This window comes from Thalassotalea sp. 1_MG-2023 (genome assembly GCF_030546745.1).
GTDB lineage: Bacteria > Pseudomonadota > Gammaproteobacteria > Enterobacterales > Alteromonadaceae > Thalassotalea_C.
The window spans coordinates 63,914-89,644 of record NZ_JAUOPD010000013.1 but is presented as its reverse complement, the minus strand read 5'-3'; the positions used below and the strand labels follow the sequence as shown (position 1 = coordinate 89,644).

Below are 25,731 nucleotides of genomic sequence, written 5' to 3'. Positions count from 1 at the left end.
TTTAATACCAATTGATGTGAGCTAACCTTAGCCCTATCATTATTAACATAACAACATTAGCGGCTAACCCAATTAAGAAGAAGTAACTTCGCAGACTCGGATTTTTTTCCGTTGCAATACCATAATATAAAGCCATATGCACAATACGCGCTGCAAGGTAAACCCACACACAAATTGCAAAGATAGAGCTTTGATAGTTAAGTGAGAAGGCGAAAAGAACCGTACCAACAAAAAGGGCACTGTTTTCTAAGGTGTTATGAAAAGTACGATGTGCCCTAAACACAAAACTATTATGAGACAACTCACTGTTAATTTTACCTGGAATGGCATTGGGTTGTTTGGCCTTTGTAAAGGTTGCTACCATCCATTGAATGAGTAGCATCACTAAATACAAATAAAACGCCAAGTAAGCAGAGTACGCAACTTCGTTCATGATCACTTCCTTTATTATAAATTTTGAATGCTTTATAGCTTCAAAGTAGCCATTATTATACCTAAGGTAACATTTTGATATTTTATGGAACATTACCATCAAGTAGCTAAGCTACATAATTTATAGACGCTAATGCTGAATAATCATAGTAAATGACTGAATTTTAGTATGTAAAAGCTTCACAACCGTTGTAAACCGTTCATATTAATTAAACATTTAAATAATCTTGATAAACAATTCACGTAGGCAGTCAAACGAAATACATTAATTTGATATCACTTAATTATGGCTACGCAGTCGTATTTTGTTGATGCTATGTTATTAAATTGCCAATAAAAACTAACAACATTGCGCTGGCTTATTATTTGCTAATCAATCTACACACATGATTATTTAATCCAATATGAGCGAATGCAAATTTGTTAATTTCATTGCTCGTTAATTAACGGAACTCGCAAAATGACAAGCTATAAACCTACACGTTATAACGCATTACTACGCACAAATGCTCTCTCTTCGTTTTTGCTGTTAATTGCTATATTAACAGTGAGCATGAAAACTACGGCAACTCAACTCCCCGACAGAAACAAACAAGCCTTCAGTGTTGAATACATGACAGGGGCAAGCGATATGCATGGCATGCGATTAGCTTACCGGCCAGATTTTAACTATGATTTGAACATTCCTTTAATTGGCAATACTCGTTTATCATGGGAAACAAGCCTCAATCTATTTGATTTACATGGCAGCGCTAAAAATGAAGCAACATATGGTGTCTCTCTTTCGCCTGTTTTTTCAAAAGCCTTACCTAACCTCTCTAAACATTATCCACTTACGTTAGAATTCGGTATTGGTGTAGCTTACGTACATAATGAAAAATTTGGCGGTGTTGATATTGGCAGTTACTACCAGTTTGAAGATCGTTTGGGCTTGCTAATTGGTTTGGATAAAAACCAAAACTCTGAAATTGCCATTCGTTATATTCATTACTCAAATGGTGGGTTCAATACTAAGAACCCAGGATTAGATTTCTTGAGTGTAGCTTATATCTATCGTTTTTAAACAAACACAAATAATCAACAGCCCCTAAATTTATCGTTGCGAGTTGTCGAAAAATGACAGAATGATAGTAACAGTGAACAGCTCGCTTCTATTACGTTGATGCTCATATTACAAGGTGTCTGAACTATGAGTTAAAACGTTCCACAAAGTCTGTAATTTTTTCATAGTGCATTATAAAAATCTCATGAAATGCTGTGAATCGCCTACTTATCAAACAAAAACATAGCATTTTATTGCTTTTAGGGTTGGCACGACGCTTGAATATAATGAGTTATCTGAATAACAGCATTCAGTGTAAATAATGACAAACAACAATGGAGAATGTAATGAAAAAATCAATATTGTTAGGATCACTTATTACCGCTGGTTTATTAAGTACTAACGTTCAAGCTCAAACATATAATGACGAAACTGATGCCGAAGGCGTTTATATTGGAGCGGGCTATGGTTATTTACGAGCAGACGGCGACGATAATTTTGATGATAACAAAGATGCATATCAAGCATTCTTAGGCTATGGGTTTAATAAACACTTTGCAATTGAAGGTGGTTTTATTGATTTTGGTAACTACGGTAATGATTTAACTAATGCTGATACTGATGGGTATACCTTAGGCATCAAATTAGGGTTGCCAGTATCAGACAATGTGAGCGTTTATGTTCGCGGTGGACAACTGTGGTACGAAACCGATTATTCGGTGTTTGGCGTCAAAAACGATTATGACGATGAAGGTTTGTTTGCTGGTCTTGGTGTGAGTTACCATATTAATGAAGACTGGAGCGTTAAAATTGATTATACCCTATATGACAATGACTTAGATGTAGATAGCGCAACAGACGATATTGATGATGCAAATTTTTCAACGGATTTAAAACATGCATCATTAGGATTTGAATATAGGTTTTAATTATTGATTTTAAATGTGTTACCCCTGCATGCCCAGGTTAATCATTACCGCAAAAGGATTAGTATCTTGATAGAAACCTGTAACTAAGCACCTTTTATTAATAATTACCTTTTACGTAAAGCCTGATGCTTAAGATGCATCGGGCTTTATACTGTTTCACCTTATAAATTTTAACGGCAATATATTCACATTGGATATCAACAGCTTTATTTTTAGATAAAAATGATTTTAAGCTAGTTAATTGTTTCGTAATAAGAATAAAGTTTGTAATTAGCAATTAAAACGCTTGAAATAACCCACCAATCACCACACATATAAGGTACACTTATAAACACAAGAGTAAAGACTCAATTGTTGCAACCATGTAACAAGAGATATTTTAAGAACCCAAGGGATTAAAGTGTTAAAAATATTATTAGTCGATGATGACGCTGAATTTACCGAAGTTGCTTGCCATATTATTGAGTTTTTAGGTCATGATATTTGTACTGCCGGCTCTTTAAAAGAAGCATATGAGTGGTTAGAAAATACTACCTTTGATCATATTTTTCTAGATTTTATGCTCCCAGACGGTAGTGGCTTACATTTAATAGATCACCTCAAAAATTCTAACCATGAGTCCTACATCACATTAATTACAGGTCACCCGTTAGTTAAAGGTATACTGGCCGGTTTATGTGGCCCTAAAGTTAATTATATCGCCAAACCCTTGCAGCGTGAAGATTTAGAGCAAGCATTATCACGACAAGAAAAGCCAATTAATGCTCCACATAAAAATAAGACAAACAGCAGGTTGCCTCAAAAGCATTTTGATTGTCTGATTGGTGAGTCTGAAGCAATGCAAGAATTATATACGATAATATCTCGTATTGCGCTAACCAAAGCTAACGTGATGTTATTAGGTGAAAGTGGTGTAGGTAAAGAACTCGTCGCTCAAGCCATACACAACGCAACCAATGTTGCGGCAAATGGCGAAGCTGAAATGGTTGCAACTAACTGTGGGGCGTTAGCCAAAGATTTAATTGCCAGCGAACTATTTGGCCATGAAAAGGGTGCCTTTACCGGTGCCATTGGTAAAAAAGATGGCGTATTTTTACGCGCCAGCAGCGGCACATTATTTCTAGATGAAATAACAGAAATGCCAATCGATATGCAACCAAATTTATTACGTGTGCTAGAAAGTAATAAAGTAACCCCTCTTGGTGGCACAAAAGAAATAGACGTAAACTGTCGAGTAATCTCAGCAACTAATCGCTCTGTAGAAGAAATAGCGGAAAGCAAAGTATTAAGAGAAGATATTTATTTTAGACTTGCTGTGTTTCCCGTTAGCATTCCACCCTTACGAAAACGAAAAGAAGACATTCCGTTATTAGCAGCTGCATTTCTTGAAGAATTAAATAAAGAATATAATCGCACATATCAATGGCGCGCAGAGCAAATACAACGCCTGACCGATTACGACTGGCCAGGTAATATAAGAGAGTTACGCCATGCGATTCATCGAGCTTTCATTATGTCTGATGTTGACGCAACAAACTTAACTTTACCAAAAGACTTCCGTTCACCTTTCTCTTCTGTCTCAGAGAATCAACATAGTTTAAGTGCTGGTCGCACGATTGAAGATGTAGAGAAAGAATTAATTCGCGTTACCCTTGACGATGTAGATGGCAATAAATCATTAGCTGCAAAAATGTTAGGTATCAGTACTAAAACGTTATACAACCGCCTACATTCCTACGGAGAATTAGAAGATTAACAACAATTAATAACCAATGCATGGAGAAATCAACATGAATGATCATCAAACTAATGAGCAGTCAGAAGAGCGTGACTTAAACCAACTGATTCATGATGCTCGTGGTCCTCTCAATCGAATATCTATGCAAGCAGAACTTATTAAACTAGTACTCGAAAATGATATGCCCACTGATAAAGCGCTTGACGCTGTAAACAAAATATTAGTGTCATGCCAAACATGTAGCCACACACTTGAGCAATTATCAAAATCAGCTAAAAGCTAAGGTAACCAACTGATAATGTTATATATAAAAAGGTTATTAGATAATAAAAAGATATCATGGGCCATCATTTTTATTATTGTGATAAGTGTCATTTCTATTAATGTACTCTTGGCGGTAAAAACCATTGATGACTTATCCGTTGTACAAAGAAAAATGACTAATACTGGCGAAATTATTCTTAATTTAGACGAACTTCACAATTTAGTATTATCAGCGGAAACGGGTCAACGTGGTTATTTACTCACTGAAGAAGAAATATATTTAAAACCTTACAAAGACGCCATAGCGCAAGTTTTTAAACAAATAGAATTAGTACGATTGTTAGAATCGGACATCAAAAACCAAACGAAGAAAATAGTTGAACTATCTGACTTAGTTGAAATAAAAATAATAGAGCTGAGCACAACCGTTGAACTTGCCTTGGATAATAAAGAAAAGCGCGCTATTGCGATGTTGTTGACTGGACGAGGAAGAAACTTATACAAAGAAATGGAAACAATCTTTAATGAGATAAAAGATAGTGAAGTTGATTACCGTAATAGCTTGTATGAAAAATTAGCACTAACCAAAAAAGAAGCAAAATTCACCTTTAGTATTTCTGCATTCACAAGTTTATTACTCCTTGTGGGCCTTGGTGTACTTGTTCGACTCAATAATCGAAATGAATTACTGTACCGCCAGTCTTTAGAAGATAAAAATAAAGAATTAATTGAAAAGGTAAACTTACGTACCAAAGAATTAACCATTTATTCTGAAGAGTTAACAAGAAGTAACCGTGAGTTAGAAGACTTCGCCTTTGTTGCTTCACATGACTTACAAGAACCCTTACGTAAAATAAGAGCGTTTGGTGACAGACTCGCAACAAATTATAGCGATGTAATAGATGAACGAGGTGTAGATTTCATCAGCCGTATGAATAATGCCGCTTCGCGTATGTCTAACTTAATCAATGATCTATTAGAATATTCACGAATTAATACCCGCGGAAAAGAATTAGTAACCGTATCACTTGAACAAGTACTCTCCGATGTTATTGAAGATTTAGAAATCGCCATTCAAGAAAGTTCAGCAACTATCAAATATCAAAACTTACCTGAGATTAACGGGGATATCACTCAACTTAATCAGCTATTTTTAAATTTACTTAGTAATGCAATTAAGTTTAGACATAAAGATATTGCACCTCAAATTAGTATTAGCCATCATCAAGAAACAGTAATTGATCCCATTTTACGTAACGAAACGATATGGCATGAAATCACGGTAAGCGATAATGGCATTGGCTTTGAACAAGAATTTGAAGATAAAGTGTTTATTCCTTTTCAACGTCTGCATGCTAGAACGACTTATAAAGGAACAGGCATAGGTTTGGCGGTTTGTCGACGAATTATAGAGCGACATGGCGGTACAATTACGGTAAAAAGCCAAATTAATAAAGGTAGCGAATTTACAATACGAGTACCACATAACTATATTGCACCAACAACTGACGCCTAATTAAAGGTAAAAGGAATCTATTACATGAGAAAAAGCACACCAATTGTAATTTTAATGGCGGATGACGACGAAGATGATCGTTTACTTGCTCAAGATGCGCTAATTGAGAGCAAAGTATTAAACGAACTTCATTTTGTTGAAGACGGCGTTGAGCTCATCGAATATTTAACGCATGAGGGTAAATTTCAAGATTCAGAAAACGCACCTAGACCAGGCTTAATATTGCTTGATTTAAATATGCCCCGTAAAGACGGACGGGAAGCCTTAAAGGAAATAAAAGCAAATCCGGCACTTAGAAGTATACCCGTGGTTATTTTAACGACGTCAAAACAAGAAGAAGACATGGTTAAAGGTTATGACCTTGGCGCGGCATCGTATATCACTAAACCCGTAAATTTTGAAGGGTTAGTAGAGTTAATGAAAACGTTAGGTAAATATTGGGTGGAGTTTGTTGAGCTTCCTCCATCTGATAATGCTTAACAAGCAAAGCCATCAAAAGCCTTACAACACATAAGTAAATAAAATTAAACTATGTCTAAGCAAATTACACGTATACTTTTAGTTGAAGATGACGAAGATGATTACATTCTCACGTGTGACTATCTCGAACAGATGAAAAATCATCACTTCGACATCGACTGGGTTGATAATTCTAGTGAGGCTTTAGCGCTGCTGAAAAAAAATAATCACGATATTTGCTTATTAGACTATCAACTCGGTGGGTTAAATGGGTTATCTGTGCTTAAACAGTCCAACGAAGAAGGCTGCACAGTACCCATTATTATGCTTACTGGGCAAGTAGATACTGAATTAGACAATAATGCATTGGATGCTGGCGCAGTTGACTACCTTGTAAAGTCAGATCTCAATAGAGCAAGGTTTAACCGTGCAATACGCTATGCTTTAGCTAGAAAAGACATTGAAAATGAACGTCTTGAACGTATAAAAGCTGAAACTAAGAACCGCTCAAAAGATAGATTTTTAGCGCATCTAAGCCATGAACTTCGCACTCCATTGACCTCAATACTTGGTTATACAGAGTTACTGCTAAATGATGAAAACAATAAAGTAATACAGCCAGAATTAGCCACTATATTGAATAATGGTAAACATTTGCTCGGACTATTAAATAATGTGCTCGACCTGTCAAAAATTGCTGCAGGTAAGTTTGAGTTAAACCGGTCTCCTATTTCCTTTGATAGCTTTATCGCTGATGTATATACGCTAATGTCAATGTCAGCAAAAGATAAAGGGATAGATTTAGACATATCAACTAAGTCGGTGTTACCTGTAGAAATTAATACAGACTCACTTAGGTTACGTCAGATACTGATCAATATTATTCATAACGCCATCAAATTTACTAACCAGGGTTCGGTAAAAATTGATATATGGCTAGAGGAAGCCCGCGAAAATACTCGTTTATATTTTTCAGTTACCGATACTGGTGTTGGCATCCCTGAAAATTTATTATCAACAATTTTTAAACCGTTTGAACAAGTGCAAGATATAGTGTCACGCAACGAAGAAGGTACTGGGCTTGGCTTGTCTATTTGCAGTGAAATATTAAAGTACATGAACGGAAATATTTCAGTAGAATCAACATTGGCAGTTGGAAGCAAATTTACCTTTTATATCGATCCTGGAATTAATACAACTTCTGTACGAAAAAAATTATCCTTTAAGCGTAGTGACTATCAATCAAATACTAAATCACTAAGCAAACTGTCAGGCAATATTTTAATAGTTGATGACATTAATGACGTTAGACGATTAATCGGCTATGCCTGCCAATCTTTTGATCTTAATGTAGATTATGCTAATAATGGTCAGCAAGCTATTACAAAAATAGTTTCAGCACAAAATATTAAAAGCCCCTATGATTTAGTGCTTATGGATATTCATATGCCGGTTTTGGACGGTAAGCGAGCAATAGCACAACTAAGAGAGATGGGTATAAACACTCCAATTGTTGCGATAACCGCAGCAACCATGAGAGGAGTACGTAAAGAACTCTACGACTTAGGATTTAATGACGTCATTCCCAAACCTATTGATAAATACGAGTTACACCAAAAAATTAAACAGCAGCTAAGTTCTCTTACTCAGAAGCCAAAAACAAACAAGATTACGAACACAACAACAGAACATAACGATATCGATGATGAAAATACGAATCAACGAGTTTTGCTTATCGAAGATGATGCTGACTCTGCTGAAATTACGGCGTTATTACTTGGTAGAATGGGTAATCAAGTTAAAATTGCATACAACATCAAACAAGCAAACGAGATACTAAAAACAGATATTAATTGGCAATATATACTAATAGATATGAATTTACCCGATGGTAACGGTTTAAAATTAAGTTCAACGTTAAAAACACAAGTCCCTAACGCAATTATAACCATCGTAAGTGGGAATGATATTTCACAACAAGAACTCAGCCAATATGGTGCTGACAATGCACTTCTTAAACCCGTTAACTTAGCTATGCTGCAACAACATTTTAATGAAAGTTGATCACACTCACGTTTAGCATCATCTAATCTTTTTAATCCCTTTACTGTGCAAGTACTACACTATTCCTCTGTAATTTTTACCTTTCGTTTATTCTTTTATTTCTAATTTTAAAAATAAATACTTAAATAACAACAACATAATTTTGGCATAACTATCGCTTACGTATAGGTAGTGTAATCATTAAAATAAAGGAGAAATTTCATGTTAAATTGGGCACTTACTTTTTTAGTTATCGCCATTATTGCTGCAATTCTTGGGTTTGGTGGTATTGCAGGTACAGCTGCAGGTATTGCAAAAATAATATTTTTTATCTTCGTCGCTTTATTGGTTATCTCATTAGTCGCTAATGCAGTACGGGGCAAAGGTCCAAAAGTTTAGCGGTTTTAATTTTGAGTTTAACTAAACACTAGAATGTCTATGAATGAATAACTCTATGCCAGTATAACACTTGGATGGAAGTAACTTTAGGGTCATACCACTAATGAGTTTTATTTCCATATTGTATAAGGAAAATACTGGCATAGAGCCCATGTTCTAACCTCATCCGATAGTTGCAAATCGCGATAAAAACACTCACACCCTAGACTTCTAATTTTAGAACTATCAATCGAAGTTGAGGTTTTATACTTCAACTATATTAGAATATTTAACGTAAAAATCTTTCAATTTTTGTTGTCGCAATTACATCTTTAGGACATCAAGTTAACAAGAGACTATGGCGTCAATAGTTAATTACCCAGCTATTTTGGCTTTTAAATGTTTGACCCGTGTACGTCCGACAGGTATTTGTTCTCCACTGTATAGTTGGGCATAATATTGACTGCCTTCTGTGCTGACAATTGATCGAACATTAGCTAATGAAACAGCAAATGAACGGTGTATCCTTACAAAATCTTCAGGCAGTAAAGTTAACAGTTTATCTAGGTTTTTCTCATGTAAAATACTGTTGCCTAATCTACGCTTATTTACTTGAGTCATGACAACACTGTAATGACCATCAGCCTTGATGTATAAAATGTTTTCTATTGGTAACAGCTCTATTTTTCCTAGTTGCTTGTAGGTTAAATACTTACAAGTTCCCTGAGATTTATGTTGTAAACGATTAACCGCCTTTTGAATTCTTTCTTGGGTAAAAGGCTTGGCCACAAAATCAAGCACACCAATATCAAATGCTTCTATTGCCTTATCGCTATTAGCTGAAACAATAATAGTATGAAAACTTTCACATAACTTATGTTTCAATAAATCAAAGCCATTCTGGCCTTGTAGGTTTAAATCCAAAAATAAAACATCAATAATATGGTCGACTAAATAATCATGGGCATCGTAAAGATTATTACAGATATGCAGTTCAATTTTTTGTTCATTAAACGCATTTTCAATAAAGCGTTTCAACCTTTTAGCAACCATGAATTCATCTTCAACCATTAATATTTTTTTCATTAGGTATCCTTAGTAATAGCATGGCTAGTCAGGTGGCTATCATTGATAGCAAAAGGAATTATAATTATTGTAATCCAGTGATTGTTCTCAAAGTATTCTTTCATACTCCATTTATTGATAAAACTTTCATCAAGCCTAGCTGCTATATATTTATTGCCAATACCAGCACCAATGTTGTTAGATGCATTAACGGTAATAGAACACTGTTTTTCGCTTCCATTGGCAGGAGCCATGAAAGTTAAGCACTGTGTTGTATTCGTTATTTTTTGTTCAAGAATAAACGTTGTTTGACCTTGTTGATAATGGTTATGTGAAATTGCATTTTCGATTAGAGTTAGAATAATTCCTGGGGGAATTAAAGCATTCACGTTGCTTATTTGATTAGATAACATATATTCAATATTTGAACGATATCCCATTACCCTTAGATGCGACTGGCACAAGCTTATTTCATCTCGTACATTGATGGTTTTTTTTGCTGATAATTGAGCCATAAACCTAAACTCATCAGCTAATGCATGTATAAACTTCACGGCTGTTGTCGGTGAATCCTCAATCCATTCTTCCACTGCAGTTAATGTATTTAAAATAAAATGAGGCTGTAGGTTTCGCTTTACTAATTCCAGCTCTAGTCGACTAGCATTCACTTTACTTTTCTCTAACAACTTTGTATTCACCCCCATAGTTTGAGCAAGTGTGTAAAGCATTAATAATATCAACCCAGCAAAAGAGAGAAAGAAATACTGATCCATGTACGAATAACTATTGATAAAAATCGGCGCGATGAACAACCCCAAACCAATTAACATCAATTTTGCGTTAGCCTGATGAGTTAAAATTGCCTGCACGCAAATCCCCACAGCACCAATAATTCCAACTAAAAAGGTGTATAAGCTTCTATTGTCATATCCTGAAATTGTAATTAATAACATACCCTGCGAGGAAATAACTAAAACAAGCCACGCTATACGATATTTTTGAGGTAGCTTGAAAAACCAAGCAAAAAAGCATGTAAAAAGTAGCGAAGTTAATAACGAGAGAGCTAATACGATTTGTAAACGTGGGATTTGCCAGTCGTAAGAATACGAAATAATTCCCCGCCAAGATTCAGCAAAAATAAGTAACAATATACTTAAACAAAGCATACTAAATAATAAATAACTCAGCTCACGGTAGCTGGTAATAAAAATGAAAAGTGAATATAAGGCAATTAAAAATAAAGCGCTTGTCATGATCAATGGCAAACTTGATTGTTTGAAAGGTAATTGGATCAAGTGATCATATTGGGCAATAACCGCAGAAAACGACACGTGAGTAAGATCATTCGGACTATGTTGATTTGACATTCGTAAACTTAAGGTATGCACACCTTTACCACTAAGTTCACTAGGTATGAGCATTGTTTTATCAATACTACCGGCAACTTCGGAATCTAAAGAATCGCCAACACGACCATTTTGGCCAATTAAAACGCCATCCCAATAAGCTTCAAAAGAACCTAAAATACTAACATACACACCTAAAGGATCTTGAAACTGTTTTTCAAGGTCAAAGTCAATTTGTACCCAGCGAATTTTTTTTGAACTCTTTATTCCATTAAAAGTCTTTTTTTGCCATGCTACGCGATTTTTAACAGGTAAAGAATAGTTAACATTATCATCATCTATTAAGTAGTAATGTTTACTTATAATAAAATCAGCTTTGCCTGCACAAACTGAATAACTAGCAAGTATCAATATCAATATAAGCAGATTTTTTGACAAAATATCACCCCTTAGATATCCCGTTATCTTACCAATAAAATACACCTGCGTTCGAGATGTTCAGGAATTATTCGAGCAGTTGATGCATTTATAGCGAATTGAAACCATTAGGTACGCCAAAATACACTAAATTCACACAATGGATACTCTAAATAGCTATGAATCAATTTATTAATGTTACCTTTAAGCTCTTTATGGCATTAAGTTGCATAGTTGCATCAACTTGTCTGGCTAGTGATGTAGAAAAAGAACCTTCATTTGTAAACGATAACTATGCCAAAAAGTTAACACATTTTACCTCTTTTCAAGACAAGCAACTTAGTTACGAACAATTTATCGATAACTACAAAATTCCAGGGCTTAGCTTTACTGTTGTTAATCAATACAAAATTATTTACACAAAGGTTGCTGGCGTTAAAGATTCAGACAGCAAAGAAAAAATAGATAAAAACACCGCGTTTTCTACAGCGTCAATAGCTAAACCAGTAACAGCAACAATTGCAGCGATGCTTGCAGAACAAGGTAAATTAAGTTTGGATTTACCAATAAGCCATTACTTAACACGATGGAAATTACCTAATTCTGCTTTTTCATCATCAAATTCAATCTCAATCAGGCAACTATTAGCGCATACTTCAGGAATGAGCCAGGGCGGTTATGCAGACTTTCACTTAGGAGATGATATTCCTACAATACTTGAAGTACTTGATGGTCAAAAATTGCCACGTTATAAAAGCCCTATCACCATGTTATTTCCGCCCGATGCTGACTGGCAATATAGTGGCGGTGGTTACGTTATAGTACAAGTAGCTATAGAAGATATAACAGGGAAATCCTTACAAGCACTGGCTCAAGAAATGATCTTTAAGCCTTTAAACATGAATAATACAACAATGTATCAAAACGGTGACAAACATTTTTTAACGAACATCGCTAAGGTACACGATCGAGAGCAAAAAGTAATTCGTGATGGCATACCTATATGCCCACAAATAGCACCTTCAGGTTTATGGAGCACATCTGAAGACATGGCTAAGTTTACTATTGAATACCAAAAAGCACTTGCAGGTAAAAAAACGCAGGTTATCTCAAACTTTGTCGCGCGTACTACAACAGCGACCTATACACTGAAAAAAACTGGCGGATGGGCACCAGGTTGGATGCGATTTGAAGGTAAAGGTAATCTGAAGTGGTTCTCACACGGTGGGTCTAACACAGGTACTGGCGGGCATATAATGTCAACGATGCAGGGCGGTAAAGGGATAATGATCTTTATGAACGCAACGACAGAACATAGAGCTCCAGCAATTGATGCTCTAGTCAACGCAACGATAGAAAAAATGAACTGGTCGAAACCTTTAAAAGCAACAGCCCTTGCGTCAAGCGAACAATTAAACAAAATTTCAGGCCGATATTTATCACCGTTTGACCAAATTGTGGAAATCAAATTAACATCATCCGACAACAGTTATGAGTTAATGTATTCTGACAAGGCTCAAGGAAATACAAACGCTAAAATGTACTATCAAGGAAACGGTCAATTTGCTTTATTTAATAACCCCAACTTAATCAGTGTTGAACGACACCCAACATCTCAGCAACCTTATTTAGTGTTAAATAATTTAGAAAGTGGCTTGAAAGAATATGCTATGCGCAAGCTTGATAAAAATGAATTACTTCCGTTTGAAGTCGCCTCAAACGCAGACTATATCAAAACATTGAATACATATAAAAAATGGAAAAAAAACTATCCTGATTCAAGGTTTTTGTCCGCTAATACATTGAACAATGCAGGATATAATGCCTTAGGTAATAAGAACTATGACGTAGCACTAAATTTCTTTAAAGTTTATAGCCATTTTTACCCTAATGACGCTAACGCATTTGATAGTTTAGCTGAAGCCTATCTGTTAATGGGCGATAATAAGGAAGCCCTTGCAAACTACCAACACTCCTTACAACTAAATCCAGATAATTTAAATGCAAAAAAGATGATCAAAAAATTAAAATGATTATAGATGTTTAAATTAAGACGATGAGGTTACACTACGGTAAGAGTGTACCTCCATTGCTTTAATTTGGTTAAGTTATCAGGAAATCTACATAAGGATGCTAAGTTTTCATATTATTCTGATTGCAATTGGTATTATCCAATCAATTGTTTTAACTATTGCGATGTTTGGTAAAAAAAATGACGTCAACAGCACTCACAAATGGTTAATAGCACTTTGTATATTACTTACAATCAGTCTAGTTGAAGGTGTTATTGAGATCACCGAACTAGATACAAAGTTCCCTCATTTGTCACTCATTATCCTTCCTATAAATGGATTGTTTCTCCCCTTATATTACGCGTATATTTCAGATATGGTTGGAGGTAAACGCAAAGGGTCTTTACTTGTACATTTTACGCCTTCGCTGCTATTATTTTTGATGATATCACCCATGATATTATTAGATAGCAACTTTTTACTTGAGCTTTTAAATGGTGATGCACAAGACACATATTTTGATATGTTATTCTTTCTCACATTGCTCTTATTCTTTACAGTAGTGATTGTTCAAGGGAGTTATTATATCCCTGCCTGTTTTAGGCTGTTAGCAGATTACAAAACACTTATCTTCGAACAGCTATCATTTAATGAAAAGATATCATTAACATGGCTAAAAGCGATAACAAGTGGCATTGCTATAATTTGGTGCCTGTTAATTATCACCTTATTAACAGGAGAGCTATTTTCAGATAAATTACCCATTGCATTACATGTCATTAGTGCTCTACTGGTTATTAGTTTAAATATTTTTGGGTTACAGCAAATAAATATATTTAAAAAACTAAGAATAGATATACATGATCTAGTCGATAATAAAGCAACTAATGTTAAGAACAAAAAGTATCAACGATCTTCTCTAAACTCGGAATTAGCAGAAACGTTATGCCAGTCTACTTTGAAATTTATGGAAAGAGAAAAGCCTTATTTGAATAATGAACTGTCTTTATCTAGCTTAGCAGAGGCTTTAGACTTATCTCCTCACAACCTCTCCCAGATAATCAATCAAGAAACAAATAAAAACTTCTTTGAGTTTATTAATAGTTATCGCGTGCAGTTTGCCAAACAGCTTTTACTTAACTGCAATGACACCGTATTAAAAATTGCCATGGATTCTGGATTCAATTCTAAAACAACTTTTTATAACGCCTTCAAAAAAGACACTTCAATGTCGCCATCTGAATATAGGCAACGCAATAAAAAGAGTTAACTCCCTACAATAATTGAATTTATACCTTCCCATCCTATAGGAACGGAAGACAACTTGATTGTTTCGTCTAAAAATGTCGTTTTTACAAACACTGAGACAAAAAATGGGTAATTCAAAATCGTTAACACTAATATGTTTTATTTTTTTATTAACACTAATGACAGCATGTGGAGGTGAAAGTGAAAAAATCACTCTTTTTCTAGACGGAATAGCAAAAGATAAACTTAGCGATGTTTATCTAGATGCATCGGCCGACCCTAATATTATCAACTTAGCCATAAGTGTCGAAAGCCCGAAACAACACTTCTCATGGCATAAAGCAGGAGGAGTTGCATACCCTAATACGGGTGAAGAAATGACCATAAAAACACCTTTTCGTATAGCTAGTATTAGTAAAACATTGACAGCCACGTTAATAATGCAAATGGTTGAAGCAGGTAATCTTACACTTTCAACACCCATCAGCAATATTCTTACAGACAGTGATATGCCAGATCATTTTACAATAAATGAAATACATCAAATAAACGGCGTATCACATGGAGAGTCCTTAACAATTAAACAATTATTAAATCATACGAGTGGGCTGCGTGATTACATTGCTGAAGCACCGAATAACAGCGCAGAATCTTATTCTATGGCGGCTTTACAGATTCTAGATTTAACGGGGATCCAACCTTCTGGCATCTCCAAGCAATTTTGGAATAGTGAGAGTCTTTTAAAATATTTCTTTTCCAGTGGTATGAATCAACACGCCATAAATACTCCAGGTGAAAATTATCATTATTCTGATACTAACTATTTATTACTAGGAATCATTATAGAAAAGTTATCAGGCATGAGTTTAGCAGATAACTATCAAGCTGATATTTATTCTCGCTCACAAATGAACGCCTCTTACTTAGAATGGTATGAAACGAATACAAATAAGGGGCCTGCGCATCACTACTCAAATTTAGCACCTTATGGTATTAATGAAAATATAGATGTCATTGCAAGCGGCTTAAATACGTCTTTTGATTGGGCAGGTGGCGGAATAGTCTCTAGTATTGAGGAATTAAATTTCTACGTAAATAACTTATTTAATAATAAGTTATTTCAAGACATTGATACCCTTAAAAAAATGCAACAAACAGTCAATGTTAAAGATGATAACTTTTCTTACGGATTTGGCCTTAAGAGAAAAGAATATCAACTAGCACATAAAACTGTTGTTGTTTATGGCCATGATGGGGCTTGGGGAAGTGGTATGTATTATATACCCGCAACAGGCACGAGTATTGTCTTTACGTTAAATCAAACGGCCCCCCAAAAGAAAGATTGGTTACTAGAGATTCTACGAGGGTTAGATAAAGCGCTTTTATTTACTGCTATTAACTAGATCTTTGGCTTATGACGTATTTGTTCTTTTGGTTCAGCAGCATACATTAAGTTTTAAAACATTGTGTGGTAATCATGCCAACGTTCAAATACGTATCGCCTAAAGCATTCCGCTTGTAGACGTTAACACAACTCTGCACTGTCAATAAAATATTGGATTGTAAACTGATGATAGATTCAAAGAAGTTTTGGGATAAAAGCGCTAAAAAATATGCTAAAAGTACGATTAAAGATGAAGTGACTTATCAAAAAAAATTAACAATCACACAACAGTACTTAAATAAAAACAGTAACGTTTTAGAGTTTGGATGTGGTAGTGGATGCACAGCTATCATTCATGCGCCCTATGTAAGAAAAATAGTTGCAATTGATATCTCTGAAAAAATGATTGAAATAGCTGAAAAAAAAGCAGATAAAGAAAAAGTTAAAAACATTATTTTTCAACAAAATACCCTTGAGGACCTTGACTTAAATAAGGAAAAATATGATGTGATTTTAGGATTAAATATTCTTCACCTTTTAGAAGATGTTGATTACTCAATACATCATGTTTACACACTATTAAATAGTGATGGCGTTTTTATTTCAAGTACCTCATTAATAGGCGAGGTAAATATAATGCTTAAATGTTTAATTCCAATAATGCAATTTGTTGGCTTAGCACCTTATGTTACTTACTTAACCCAAAAGCAACTTATCAATAAATTGACAAAAGCAGGGTTCTCTATTGAACTAGCGTGGAGAACAAGCCATGAATCGATTTTTATTGTCGCAAAAAAAACCATATTATAAATTCAGGGAATAATTACACAAAAAAATCGTCTTATCTATGTTCATAAATCAAGCATAGACAAGACGGTTTCAGTATGCACTTTATTACTCTTGTCATCGCTTAACTAAGTTGGAAAGTGACCACTGATCACTTTCCTTTAAAAATCAGCTTAGGTTTTTCGCGTGTGTTCAATCAAAGTTGGAAAGTAGAATATAGCAAACCTAACTTGATGGCAGATTGTGATTTAAACAAAGATGGAAAGTAAAATAGTAAATAACTTTCGATGCTCACAATAATGAAATCAGTATTGACGAGAGATATTATCTTGGAAACATGTTCTCACCTGGAAATAAAACCTCTGTGTTATCCGGAGGGACAAAATAAGTTGCAGCAGCTCTCGCTGTGACTAATTTATCAATTCCATTGTACTGATTATTTGGATCACCTCCGAATGAAAGGTTTCCAAGCCAATCAGGCTGCGTAAGAATAAACAGAACTCGATCTGGATCATCCTGAAAACTAATAAAATTAAGACCTACGCGATAATCACCTGTATTACCAACCGATTCAACAAACTCAAACCCTTGGCGATAGATTCTTCTAGAGTCAGGCTTGAATACAGGTGATCTGTGATGGTTTGCTCGTTGAACATGGCTTAACTTTATTTCGTCACTAACCACAGCAGATGGCTCCCTAAATTGCTCATTTCCTTCTTCCGTGATTTCTCGTGTACCAGACACAGGGCATCGAGGATCTGGGACCGGAGTTCCATCAGGGGCTATTCGAATTATCGGACAACCTGACTTTTTTGTTCGGCCTACAAGTATTTCCTGTTCATTGTATGGTACTTCACTCCAAACCTTTAGATTAACTGGTAACCTCATAAAAACCATGTATGTACCATTATGAGTCCAATCTTGCCCACCGGAATTGTCAGGTTTAATAGCTACAACTTGTTTCCTTTCTTCTCCTTTTCTCAGGTTTGAAATTCCGTCGTGAAAATCAATCCAGCTCCTATGATCTTCTCTACCAAAACCATCAAATGCTTCCTTGATTTTTATACGCCCTGTTTCCAAGGGATTCTCTTCATCCATAGCGTTTAGCAGCTTTAATATTTCAACATGTCCTCTATTAACTGATAGCTGAGAGTTTGCGGTTAATTGTATAACCAACTCTGCATCAGCAACATTTTCTTGAATATCTTCGTCATAAATTATTCCTGAACCAGGGATAACTTGCTTTGACTCAATATTATTTGGTTGAGGAAATCGGTTGGTTAAGAGCATTCCTTCGGGTGTAGGAACTATAAGATCTTCTCTTTCAAAGAACTTGTGTCCATAACCTATTAATACTTCTAGTTCTTTTGGATCCACTGGATAATCAGAACCCAATGAAGGCACAACGCCACTCTTTAACGACTGAAGCACCTGCCAAATACTTTTTAACCCTAAACGTAAATCTTTTGAACTAGTATTTTCAGTTGTCTCAAGTATCAATAGCTTTAAGTGGCTTTTGGGTTTAGCTCCAATGTCCCAATTGGTTCCTTCTTGGATACGGTTATCCATATTTCCTCCATATCCTACTATATGCCGCCCCGGCTACCGCCGGAAATAACTATGTTTGAGGACAAATAATCATCTTTCAGCTGTTTCATTCTCGAACACACACCAGCTTGACTACAGTTAATAGCGGAAGGACTTGGGGGTACAAACTTAACATCTGAAGGGTTTACAATACTAGGATCTCCAACAACAACTAAGGGACCAACCTCAAGAATTTCAGCTATTTGATATCCGCCAATAATACGCTCTTTTGCTGCTCCTTTTTTTAAATAAATGTCATCTAGGTAAGCGTTGTCTGCGTCACTCGGGCCAATTACCAACCTTTGATACATTCCTTCATTTCCTCTGGAATACTTTATCCAAGCGTCAGGAATGGAATTGCCGTTATATTCGAAAATTTCTTTGTTTAACGGACGAAGATACATTCCTAAATTTTTCGCGAACGCCACTTCTCTTCCTTCTGAAACTACATCAAATGGACCAGCCGCAGCAGCTGGGTCAGCATTGCGGCAAGCTAAATGCTCCACTCCAAATGCTCGAAATATTTCTTGTAATAGGGCTTTTCTTTCGCCTGAACTATCGTTAACTTTATATGGGGTAGCACCAAACATTACTACATAAATCAAATCATCTAGGCCATTAATCGGGTGTGTAAGAAATAATATATTATCTCTATTTAGTGGACCTTGGGGTTGTGAAGGAACATTGGCATCAATCAGGTCACGATGATTTCCATTACCGGCTACCATAATACTGAACCGAACTCTTAACTCATCTTCATTCAATAATGATGGATCATCGTGATCGTAAAGTTCTCGCCATGTTGGTTTACGACCTATTATATTTTCAACTGCATTTTGTAGCCCCTGAGGGTTTTTCATTGCAAGTACAACCCAATACTCTCTAAGTTCAGAGGTAAACTCAACTCGCTTAGGACGCACTCGCCCTTGAGCATCAACAGCTGTTACGACGCGATACTCGCAATATTCATTGTGTGTTTCATGGCGTCCACGAATATTCCAATCAGATAATTTTTGAGCCCAATCCCTATTTAAACAAAACCTTGGCTCGGCCGGAGCTCCACTCCATCTAACTGAAGCAATTTCCTGTCCGTTGGCAATATCATCTGGATTTGACTTGAAAAAACGGCTTGCAGATTGCCGTTCAATGTTTTTCATGATCATGTCATTCCAAACCCTCAATGATTCATGGTCTAGTTCTTCAAGACCCCCTGGTGATTTAAACATTTAATGCTCCCTATAAAAGATTCACTTTTAGATATAAATTTAATTAGGAGCGTCTAGAGATACTAATGGCTGGATGCACTCAATAAAGCTCCATTTAATCAACTGCACAATAAATATAGCTCTGTTTTTAAAATTTGCCGCAGAATATTATTTAGCTCTCTCATTATTTATGAATCATCAAACTTGTTTTGAGTACGTAACCAGAAATCGAAGGGCATACCTGTGATGAGCTCTAGCCTCTTAGCGAAGCCTAAATCAACACTCACTTTCTCATTCAAAAAATCGTCAAAATGTTCATCAGATATATCTAGACTATCTATTACCTCTTGAATACTAAATCCCTTTGCTGCGGCCTTAGACAAATACAATCCCTCAAAATACCGTGCAGGGTGCAATGCTTCTTTGTTTTGAGGAACATTGACAAAAAGGAACATTGACAAAACCGCGACTCGTTTGCACATCAATAATTGCAGAGGTCGTAACTAATGCTTCAAGATCTAGCCGTTTTGATTTATCTCCAAGCTCAACACCAGCGTTCTTTAATGGCGCTGTTTTAAAAGAGTTATCACTTGGAGTTTTTTGATGTTTCATATTTAACCTACAATGAATTTAGCGCTCGCTAATGAAAGCTACGTCAATCAAACCTTATCTAAAAAGGCTTTATATTGCTGAAAATAAACGGCAGTAACTGTACGGTGTTCCTAGCATCATCAAGAGCTCGGTGGCGACTACCGTTATATTCACACTGACATAATTCCAATGCTCGAGCTAAGCCAACAGGCTTTTTCAATTTGTTAACTTTTTTAAATGTCTTTTTTAGATTCAACACAGCGTCGGGCGAAAAATGTTGTAGATTGTGGAATGCACAGTCAATATTTATTTGAACTAGATCGTAGCTTCCCCAAGTTGCAAATAGCACTTTTGAGGTCTTTGGGTACCAATGCAAAAAATCTGAAAAAACAGTTTTAAAATCGTCTGAATTATCTAATTCTGATTGAGTAATCCCCGTTATTTGAGTACAAAAGTCACTAACTAGGGGGTGCCGTTGTGGCCGAATTAACGCGCAGTACTCATCAATGATTTCTAAAGATTTCATATCGACAACGACTGCGCCAATCTCGATGATTTCTCGCTCATCAGGCGGTATAGAGCCATCATGGCTGCAAGTGTGCTCTATGTCTACAATCATCATGATATCATATGATTGCCGCATAACATCTAACGTCATATCGTTACATTCAATACCCATGGCATCCCCTATAAAATTTTCGTTTATGCATGTACTCCCTACAACCAAGTTGCTTGGGGAAAGATTTTCGCTATTAATACTCGCGTATTATCGATTAATTCTTGTTCGCTAGCAGCCTGACGGCTTAATGCAATGCTCACTCGACCTTTACCACCATGACCAACCAAGGCGTCACCGAATCCGCTTTCATATAGCTTGTCGTCAATTTCATCCATTGATAGTGCCGGTTCGCCAACACTGAATCTTAATTCAACTTCGTATACATCCACGTTAAACACCTCATTACAAAACACATTCAATAAACTCTCTTGCTTGAGCAGTAATACGCTCATCACTTAAACCTGACTCGCGAAAAAGTCTCCAAATTGGAGGTGTTTGTGGGCTATATTTCGATAGAGTTCGAGTTAGCCGACGAATTTGGTAATCCGTCGTGTCTTCGGCATATCGCTCCAGGAATGCGGCAGTTAATGGTAATTTGGCTAACTTTTTCTCGACTGTGGCCGAGTGTTCTAGTTGGTGAATAAACCACAATGCTGAACGTCTAGGACAATCTAAGTCAGCCTCTGAATCATACAGAATCCGATACATTGCACGAACGATACGCCAATCCCTTGCCCGCCAGTCGACCCGGTTATTTTCATACTGAATTGGCCGTTGATAATGGCTATTAGTCTTAAGTAACCATTTATTGTGGTAACGGTACAACCAAGTGTAAATAGCGCCGCCACCTTTTATTCTGGCCAATTTAGTACCATAGCGTTTGACCAGGTTTAACCATTTAGATTTGTTAATATGAACGGCTGAATCATCCAAAGGACTCATGTAGATATGTGTACTGTTTGGAATCTCCTCAGTTGAAGGCACTTGCTTCAAAATTGAGTCCATCGACCAAGCCCCCTCATAAATGGCATCAAGCAGTACAATGTGCTCAAGAAATGAAAATGATTTTCTATGTTTACGAATAATGGAATGAAGCCAGCTCGATTGCTTGTTGAACGGCCAGAGACACTCTTTTTTAAGCCAGTTTATAGGCCACCTTGATACCACCTGTTCCATAACTTTATCAAAGCAAACGTATTGTCCTTTGCCATAGCCTTTTTCATGTAAAACACTTTGATAAAAATTGGACCATTGATTAAATGATGGACTCGTCGCCGGTGCTAAGTTAAGAAGTACTGAAACATGCTTCTCTATAAGAGCTTGCACTTCAACATGAACAGAAGTCGCCTCGCTAATACTCAATTCTTCTTGAGTTCTTAACGTTTGAAACGCATGCCTGTGTATCTTTTGAACTCGCTTATTTACGTTCGATAACGAGCTTTGATGTTTAATACAGATATGAATGCTCGGTATTTGATGAATACGAAGCCAGTATGCTTCTCCATGCTCATCAATTTGCTCCTTTGCTGAAGTTGTTCTAAAATATCAGGGTCTTCAAAGTCATCCGTTGACTCTGAAAGTGTGTGTGGTTCGATGTAAGTACCTCCTTGTTCGTCTAGTGACGTTATTAATGGATTGTTTGCCCGTTCAGCACGCAATGCCTCAGCTCGATTGTTTTCAATTCCGCGTTTACGCTCGGCTTTTGACATACCGATAGGGGTTGAGTTTTTCTTGGCATCTCGTTGCGTTTTATTCGTTTCATCAAACAGACGTTGAAGATTGCTAAGCGATTGATCTTCTGCGTCCTTAGTATCTTCATCTGTTATAGCGCGAACAGACTTACGAAGTTTTATCTCATGCAACGACTGCCCTCTCCACGATTCGGACTTCTCTGATAATTCAGCGACTAAGGGCTTGTCGTTATGCTCAGAAATTACGATATAGATTCGATCCATACAGCGCGGGTCGTAAGCAACAGTGAGCTTATTGGGGCGCTTGCTGGTCCCGATCCCCTTACGGTGGAACCAACCTAATTCTTCAAACGCTTCGCAACGATAAAAAAGGCCATAAATATTCAAACCATAATTGGATAGAGTAGCTTCTTTTTTAGGTAACAAAGCCACCTTCAGCTCAACTTCATCAATTTGCTGCATATATCCAGTACAGTTTTCTTGGCCCCATTGCCAAATGTTCAACGGTTTTAGTGGAACCTCATCAGGATATGTTGCGGGTAAATCTGTACGCTTTAAATCTCCAAACTGATTATGATGAACAATAAGGGCGATTAAAATACGTTCAAAGGCAGCCAAACTCATATTGGCATTATCAATGTAATCAAGGTCACCCCGCTTTTTAACGTTGCTACCAACTACAACCCCATCGAGTTGGCCTTTAAAGCCTCCCTGTGCAACCCCAAAGTATCTTTCTCCAATAGATCGAAAAACCGCTTTGTAAGGGCCTGGAGTTTCAAGTGATATTCCACGCTGCACTTGTAAGTATTCCATTTGATCCGCCATCAACTCACCCCGGTCGGCAGCAATTGCCTCACAGAGCCCAATCGTTGGCCAAATGTCAGCTGTTACCCAATCTAAACCTAAATCATGGGCTCGCTTAATTTTGCTATCACTCATCGCCGATATCAGCGCCTGCATAGCAGCATGATAACTCGGGTCTTCTAAGCCAATATAGTAGCCAGCAATCATGCGAGAATATGTGCATACAACCAAGTAAAGTGTAGGACGACCCAAAACTCGGGAAGGGTCATATTCAGATGTCAAATAAATATCAACGATGGTCGCGTCAAATTCGTATCGAGAGCCTGGCCCATTCACATTTGCTATGGCTGTTGATGTGATTGGCTGCGCGTCATTATTCTGGACTTTTTTAGAAAGTCGGCCGAGCTGTGAATTCGTATCAGAATAATGCTTTTTAATGAAATTACGAATCTGTGCCCTACTGGGAATGCGACTACCAGGAAAACAATGAGGAGGGTCAAACAGTATGGTCCGTATATGCTTGTATACCTGAGGAATTGTCTTCGAATTATCTAAATAATGAGCCTTGATAACAGACCTAACGATTTCCTCCACCTCATCTTGAATGATTGCTTCAGAATGTCGAATTCCTTTGCCTGGACGGCCAGTCTTGTCTTTGTATCTTCGCTCTGCAACACCGCAAGCTTCATAGTCGCCTAACAAGGCATTCTTAACACAGCCTCGCTCAAAATAACGTCGAAACCACTTGTAGATAAACTTTTCACCTCGCCCAAACTCATTTTTAGCTTCAGCAACTAATTTACCTCTTATATCAGGGTCATAAAAACGGTCATGCATAACAAGTGCACGAATAACCTGAAATCGCGCATCCCGTTTTATTTCGGCCTTACTTCCTGGTTCTACAGGGTTTAATGCGAGATGTGCAAATGGATCATCTACTTGGGTGATAATCTCTTCGTTTAACAAATCAATGAAGGTGTCCTTACAATACAAGTTAGGCAACGACTTTTCAGGGTCATCAATATTAAATAACACCAGACGAGCAGAAAGAACGGATACGACCCGCTGGCGAGCGCCTTCGACTTCATACACTGCATTTTTACGTAAAATCATACCGCCTCCTTAAGCTCAAGAATGCGATGATCCGGAAAAATGTCATGGCCACGTAAGTAAGCAATCTTCTTTCGCAAATCAAACCGAAGATACTGCTTCGCGATGAGTTCTCGAATTTCTGTGAAGCATGTAGCTGGAGCACTATAGCGAGGATCATTTTCTGCTAAAAGTCTGTTCAGACGAGACGCTGTATGCCCAATGAAATCATTTGGGTAACGCTTAAACGCTTCTGCGTAGTATTTTGCACGCTCTAGAAGTCTTTCATGAGGAGTTGTCCGCCAGAGTGGAGTCAACATCCAATTTAAGTTCTTTCTCACATCCCTAGGAAACATTTGATCATGGAAAATATAAAACGGGACGTTTTTTGAATCCCAATACGCTTTCTCGATTATTAGCTTTCGCCTAGTGGGTTCATGTTGCTCGGCCTTCTCGAATGGCTTTGCTTGAGTAACGATACGAGGGACATGCCAACCAGCAAAGTCAACGAGTAAATCACTGGTCATCACCATATCACCATCTTGCGACAGCGGATGTGGAAAGTTTTTTTGATTGGCAATAGCCCGTGTTTGCTCTGGATCTAATGGATATTGCTCACGCATATCAGTTACGTAAGGGTGATGTTCAGCTAAGAGCGCCGGGAAAAACTCATTGAGTGAAAATAGTTGTAGAATACGCCCTGCCTTTAAGCTGGGCATACGAACAGATAAGCCGTGCGATGGTACTTCACGCACATGCAGCCATGGCTTGTAATCTTCATTACGGCCTTGCCCACGACCTTCTTTATCCCACTTTTGGTACTTCCTTGTATTTTGAACATAGTTCGCCATCCGCTTTACCTCCAAATTGAAACGGAAACTGTAAAACCAGATTCAATCCTTGAATCATTAGCAGTTTTTACGTGATCAAATTATAGCAAAATAAGGATCTAAATGGACCTATAAAAAGTCGTTAACTGTTTGAATTACAAAACATAATCATTGTTTTTATTAAAAACTCAGTATGTTAGAAGGTTAAAAAATTTTCAAATCATGATGAAATAACAACATTTATGTTGTTGAGGTGCTAAAAACTCAGCTATTCGCGATCATAAAATAACCGCTAGTTAGATCCTCTGATGATAGT

Annotated in this window: 24 protein-coding genes; 12 read left to right on the top strand and 12 right to left on the bottom strand. The window is 36.8% G+C overall.

The features are described from left to right. Nucleotide 1 precedes the first annotated feature (1 nt). Nucleotides 2-433: an MAPEG family protein gene (locus Q4489_RS11725; protein ID WP_303480575.1), complete on the bottom strand. Its 432-nt coding sequence runs from the start codon at nt 431-433 to the stop codon at nt 2-4. Nucleotides 434-892: 459 nt separating this feature from the next. Between Q4489_RS11725 and Q4489_RS11720 the strand changes: the two genes are divergently transcribed. The 8 genes from Q4489_RS11720 (at nt 893) to Q4489_RS11685 (ending at nt 8,822) form a co-directional block, all read left to right on the top strand. After that, nucleotides 893-1,495, top strand: coding sequence for an acyloxyacyl hydrolase (locus Q4489_RS11720; protein WP_303480573.1), 603 nt, complete (start codon nt 893-895; stop codon nt 1,493-1,495). A 326-nt stretch (nt 1,496-1,821) separates the two neighbouring features. Continuing rightward, nucleotides 1,822-2,403, top strand: a complete 582-nt coding sequence (locus tag Q4489_RS11715; protein ID WP_303480570.1) for a porin family protein — start codon at nt 1,822-1,824, stop codon at nt 2,401-2,403. A gap of 400 nt (nt 2,404-2,803) precedes the next feature. Further along, on the top strand, nt 2,804-4,159 hold the full coding sequence (locus tag Q4489_RS11710; RefSeq protein WP_303480567.1) for a sigma-54 dependent transcriptional regulator: 1,356 nt from the start codon (nt 2,804-2,806) through the stop codon (nt 4,157-4,159). A 34-nt stretch (nt 4,160-4,193) separates the two neighbouring features. Continuing rightward, the gene (locus Q4489_RS11705) at nt 4,194-4,424 is read left to right on the top strand and encodes a histidine kinase (RefSeq protein WP_074499180.1); all 231 of its coding nucleotides are present in this window, start codon (nt 4,194-4,196) and stop codon (nt 4,422-4,424) included. Nucleotides 4,425-4,439: 15 nt separating this feature from the next. Then, the gene (locus Q4489_RS11700; protein WP_303480565.1) at nt 4,440-5,921 is read left to right on the top strand and encodes an ATP-binding protein; all 1,482 of its coding nucleotides are present in this window, start codon (nt 4,440-4,442) and stop codon (nt 5,919-5,921) included. Nucleotides 5,922-5,945: 24 nt separating this feature from the next. Continuing rightward, complete coding sequence (locus Q4489_RS11695) at nt 5,946-6,401, top strand: response regulator (protein WP_303480562.1); 456 nt, start codon at nt 5,946-5,948, stop codon at nt 6,399-6,401. A gap of 51 nt (nt 6,402-6,452) precedes the next feature. Next, nucleotides 6,453-8,444, top strand: a complete 1,992-nt coding sequence (locus Q4489_RS11690; RefSeq protein ID WP_303480560.1) for a response regulator — start codon at nt 6,453-6,455, stop codon at nt 8,442-8,444. A 201-nt stretch (nt 8,445-8,645) separates the two neighbouring features. Further along, nucleotides 8,646-8,822 carry a DUF1328 domain-containing protein gene (locus tag Q4489_RS11685; RefSeq protein WP_303480557.1) on the top strand — a complete coding sequence of 59 codons (177 nt, stop codon included), beginning with the start codon at nt 8,646-8,648 and terminating at the stop codon, nt 8,820-8,822. 354 nt (nt 8,823-9,176) lie between these two features. Here the strand turns inward: Q4489_RS11685 and Q4489_RS11680 are convergent, their stop codons facing one another. Both Q4489_RS11680 and Q4489_RS11675 read right to left on the bottom strand, forming a co-directional pair. Then, nucleotides 9,177-9,887 (bottom strand): LytTR family DNA-binding domain-containing protein, encoded by a 711-nt coding sequence (locus tag Q4489_RS11680; RefSeq protein ID WP_303480554.1) that lies wholly within the window; start codon nt 9,885-9,887, stop codon nt 9,177-9,179. Beyond that, nucleotides 9,887-11,695, bottom strand: a complete 1,809-nt coding sequence (locus Q4489_RS11675) for a histidine kinase (RefSeq protein WP_303480551.1) — start codon at nt 11,693-11,695, stop codon at nt 9,887-9,889. The genes Q4489_RS11680 and Q4489_RS11675 overlap by 1 nt, the downstream gene beginning before the upstream one ends. Before the next feature lie 113 nt (nt 11,696-11,808). Between Q4489_RS11675 and Q4489_RS11670 the strand changes: the two genes are divergently transcribed. The 4 genes from Q4489_RS11670 (at nt 11,809) to Q4489_RS11655 (ending at nt 17,083) form a co-directional block, all read left to right on the top strand. Continuing rightward, entirely contained in the window at nt 11,809-13,662 is a 1,854-nt protein-coding gene (locus tag Q4489_RS11670) for a serine hydrolase (RefSeq protein ID WP_303480549.1), read from the top strand. A 97-nt stretch (nt 13,663-13,759) separates the two neighbouring features. Then, on the top strand, nt 13,760-14,911 hold the full coding sequence (locus Q4489_RS11665) for an AraC family transcriptional regulator (protein WP_303480546.1): 1,152 nt from the start codon (nt 13,760-13,762) through the stop codon (nt 14,909-14,911). Nucleotides 14,912-15,014: 103 nt separating this feature from the next. Next, complete coding sequence (locus Q4489_RS11660) at nt 15,015-16,292, top strand: serine hydrolase (RefSeq protein ID WP_303480544.1); 1,278 nt, start codon at nt 15,015-15,017, stop codon at nt 16,290-16,292. A gap of 152 nt (nt 16,293-16,444) precedes the next feature. Next, the gene (locus Q4489_RS11655) at nt 16,445-17,083 is read left to right on the top strand and encodes a bifunctional 2-polyprenyl-6-hydroxyphenol methylase/3-demethylubiquinol 3-O-methyltransferase UbiG (protein ID WP_303480542.1); all 639 of its coding nucleotides are present in this window, start codon (nt 16,445-16,447) and stop codon (nt 17,081-17,083) included. 300 nt (nt 17,084-17,383) lie between these two features. Here the strand turns inward: Q4489_RS11655 and Q4489_RS11650 are convergent, their stop codons facing one another. The 9 genes from Q4489_RS11650 to Q4489_RS11610 form a co-directional block, all read right to left on the bottom strand. Next, complete coding sequence (locus tag Q4489_RS11650) at nt 17,384-18,628, bottom strand: Dyp-type peroxidase domain-containing protein (protein ID WP_303480541.1); 1,245 nt, start codon at nt 18,626-18,628, stop codon at nt 17,384-17,386. A 17-nt stretch (nt 18,629-18,645) separates the two neighbouring features. Further along, nucleotides 18,646-19,827, bottom strand: coding sequence for a hypothetical protein (locus Q4489_RS11645; protein ID WP_303480539.1), 1,182 nt, complete (start codon nt 19,825-19,827; stop codon nt 18,646-18,648). A 212-nt stretch (nt 19,828-20,039) separates the two neighbouring features. After that, on the bottom strand, nt 20,040-20,234 hold the full coding sequence (locus tag Q4489_RS11640; protein ID WP_303480537.1) for a hypothetical protein: 195 nt from the start codon (nt 20,232-20,234) through the stop codon (nt 20,040-20,042). A gap of 10 nt (nt 20,235-20,244) precedes the next feature. Next, the gene (locus tag Q4489_RS11635; RefSeq protein WP_303480535.1) at nt 20,245-20,463 is read right to left on the bottom strand and encodes a hypothetical protein; all 219 of its coding nucleotides are present in this window, start codon (nt 20,461-20,463) and stop codon (nt 20,245-20,247) included. Between the two features lie 58 nt (nt 20,464-20,521). Continuing rightward, entirely contained in the window at nt 20,522-21,121 is a 600-nt protein-coding gene (locus tag Q4489_RS11630; protein WP_303480533.1) for a 3'-5' exonuclease, read from the bottom strand. Nucleotides 21,122-21,159: 38 nt separating this feature from the next. Then, complete coding sequence (locus tag Q4489_RS11625) at nt 21,160-21,390, bottom strand: hypothetical protein (RefSeq protein WP_303480531.1); 231 nt, start codon at nt 21,388-21,390, stop codon at nt 21,160-21,162. A gap of 13 nt (nt 21,391-21,403) precedes the next feature. Further along, nucleotides 21,404-22,363 (bottom strand): TnsD family Tn7-like transposition protein, encoded by a 960-nt coding sequence (locus Q4489_RS11620; protein ID WP_303480528.1) that lies wholly within the window; start codon nt 22,361-22,363, stop codon nt 21,404-21,406. A gap of 59 nt (nt 22,364-22,422) precedes the next feature. Then, a complete protein-coding gene (locus Q4489_RS11615; RefSeq protein WP_303480526.1) occupies nt 22,423-24,609 on the bottom strand; it encodes a Mu transposase C-terminal domain-containing protein in 2,187 nt (728 codons plus the stop codon). Then, the gene (locus Q4489_RS11610) at nt 24,606-25,436 is read right to left on the bottom strand and encodes a TnsA endonuclease N-terminal domain-containing protein (protein ID WP_303480524.1); all 831 of its coding nucleotides are present in this window, start codon (nt 25,434-25,436) and stop codon (nt 24,606-24,608) included. Before Q4489_RS11610 ends, Q4489_RS11615 begins: the two co-directional genes overlap by 4 nt. Between the last annotated feature and the right edge of the window lie 295 nt (nt 25,437-25,731).

Excerpts from the sequence above, each read along its gene's own strand:
- Q4489_RS11725 (WP_303480575.1), bottom strand. The coding sequence starts at position 433 with ATGAACGAAGTTGCGTACTCTGCTTACTTGGCGTTTTATTTGTATTTA.
- Q4489_RS11720 (WP_303480573.1), top strand. The coding sequence starts at position 893 with ATGACAAGCTATAAACCTACACGTTATAACGCATTACTACGCACAAAT.
- Q4489_RS11715 (WP_303480570.1), top strand. The coding sequence starts at position 1,822 with ATGAAAAAATCAATATTGTTAGGATCACTTATTACCGCTGGTTTATTA.
- Q4489_RS11705 (WP_074499180.1), top strand. The coding sequence starts at position 4,194 with ATGAATGATCATCAAACTAATGAGCAGTCAGAAGAGCGTGACTTAAAC.
- Q4489_RS11700 (WP_303480565.1), top strand. The coding sequence starts at position 4,440 with ATGTTATATATAAAAAGGTTATTAGATAATAAAAAGATATCATGGGCC.
- Q4489_RS11695 (WP_303480562.1), top strand. The coding sequence starts at position 5,946 with ATGAGAAAAAGCACACCAATTGTAATTTTAATGGCGGATGACGACGAA.
- Q4489_RS11690 (WP_303480560.1), top strand. The coding sequence starts at position 6,453 with ATGTCTAAGCAAATTACACGTATACTTTTAGTTGAAGATGACGAAGAT.
- Q4489_RS11685 (WP_303480557.1), top strand. The coding sequence starts at position 8,646 with ATGTTAAATTGGGCACTTACTTTTTTAGTTATCGCCATTATTGCTGCA.
- Q4489_RS11680 (WP_303480554.1), bottom strand. The coding sequence starts at position 9,887 with ATGAAAAAAATATTAATGGTTGAAGATGAATTCATGGTTGCTAAAAGG.
- Q4489_RS11670 (WP_303480549.1), top strand. The coding sequence starts at position 11,809 with ATGAATCAATTTATTAATGTTACCTTTAAGCTCTTTATGGCATTAAGT.
- Q4489_RS11665 (WP_303480546.1), top strand. The coding sequence starts at position 13,760 with ATGCTAAGTTTTCATATTATTCTGATTGCAATTGGTATTATCCAATCA.
- Q4489_RS11660 (WP_303480544.1), top strand. The coding sequence starts at position 15,015 with ATGGGTAATTCAAAATCGTTAACACTAATATGTTTTATTTTTTTATTA.
- Q4489_RS11650 (WP_303480541.1), bottom strand. The coding sequence starts at position 18,628 with ATGGATAACCGTATCCAAGAAGGAACCAATTGGGACATTGGAGCTAAA.
- Q4489_RS11635 (WP_303480535.1), bottom strand. The coding sequence starts at position 20,463 with ATGAAACATCAAAAAACTCCAAGTGATAACTCTTTTAAAACAGCGCCA.
- Q4489_RS11630 (WP_303480533.1), bottom strand. The coding sequence starts at position 21,121 with ATGGGTATTGAATGTAACGATATGACGTTAGATGTTATGCGGCAATCA.
- Q4489_RS11615 (WP_303480526.1), bottom strand. The coding sequence starts at position 24,609 with ATGATTTTACGTAAAAATGCAGTGTATGAAGTCGAAGGCGCTCGCCAG.
- Q4489_RS11610 (WP_303480524.1), bottom strand. The coding sequence starts at position 25,436 with ATGGCGAACTATGTTCAAAATACAAGGAAGTACCAAAAGTGGGATAAA.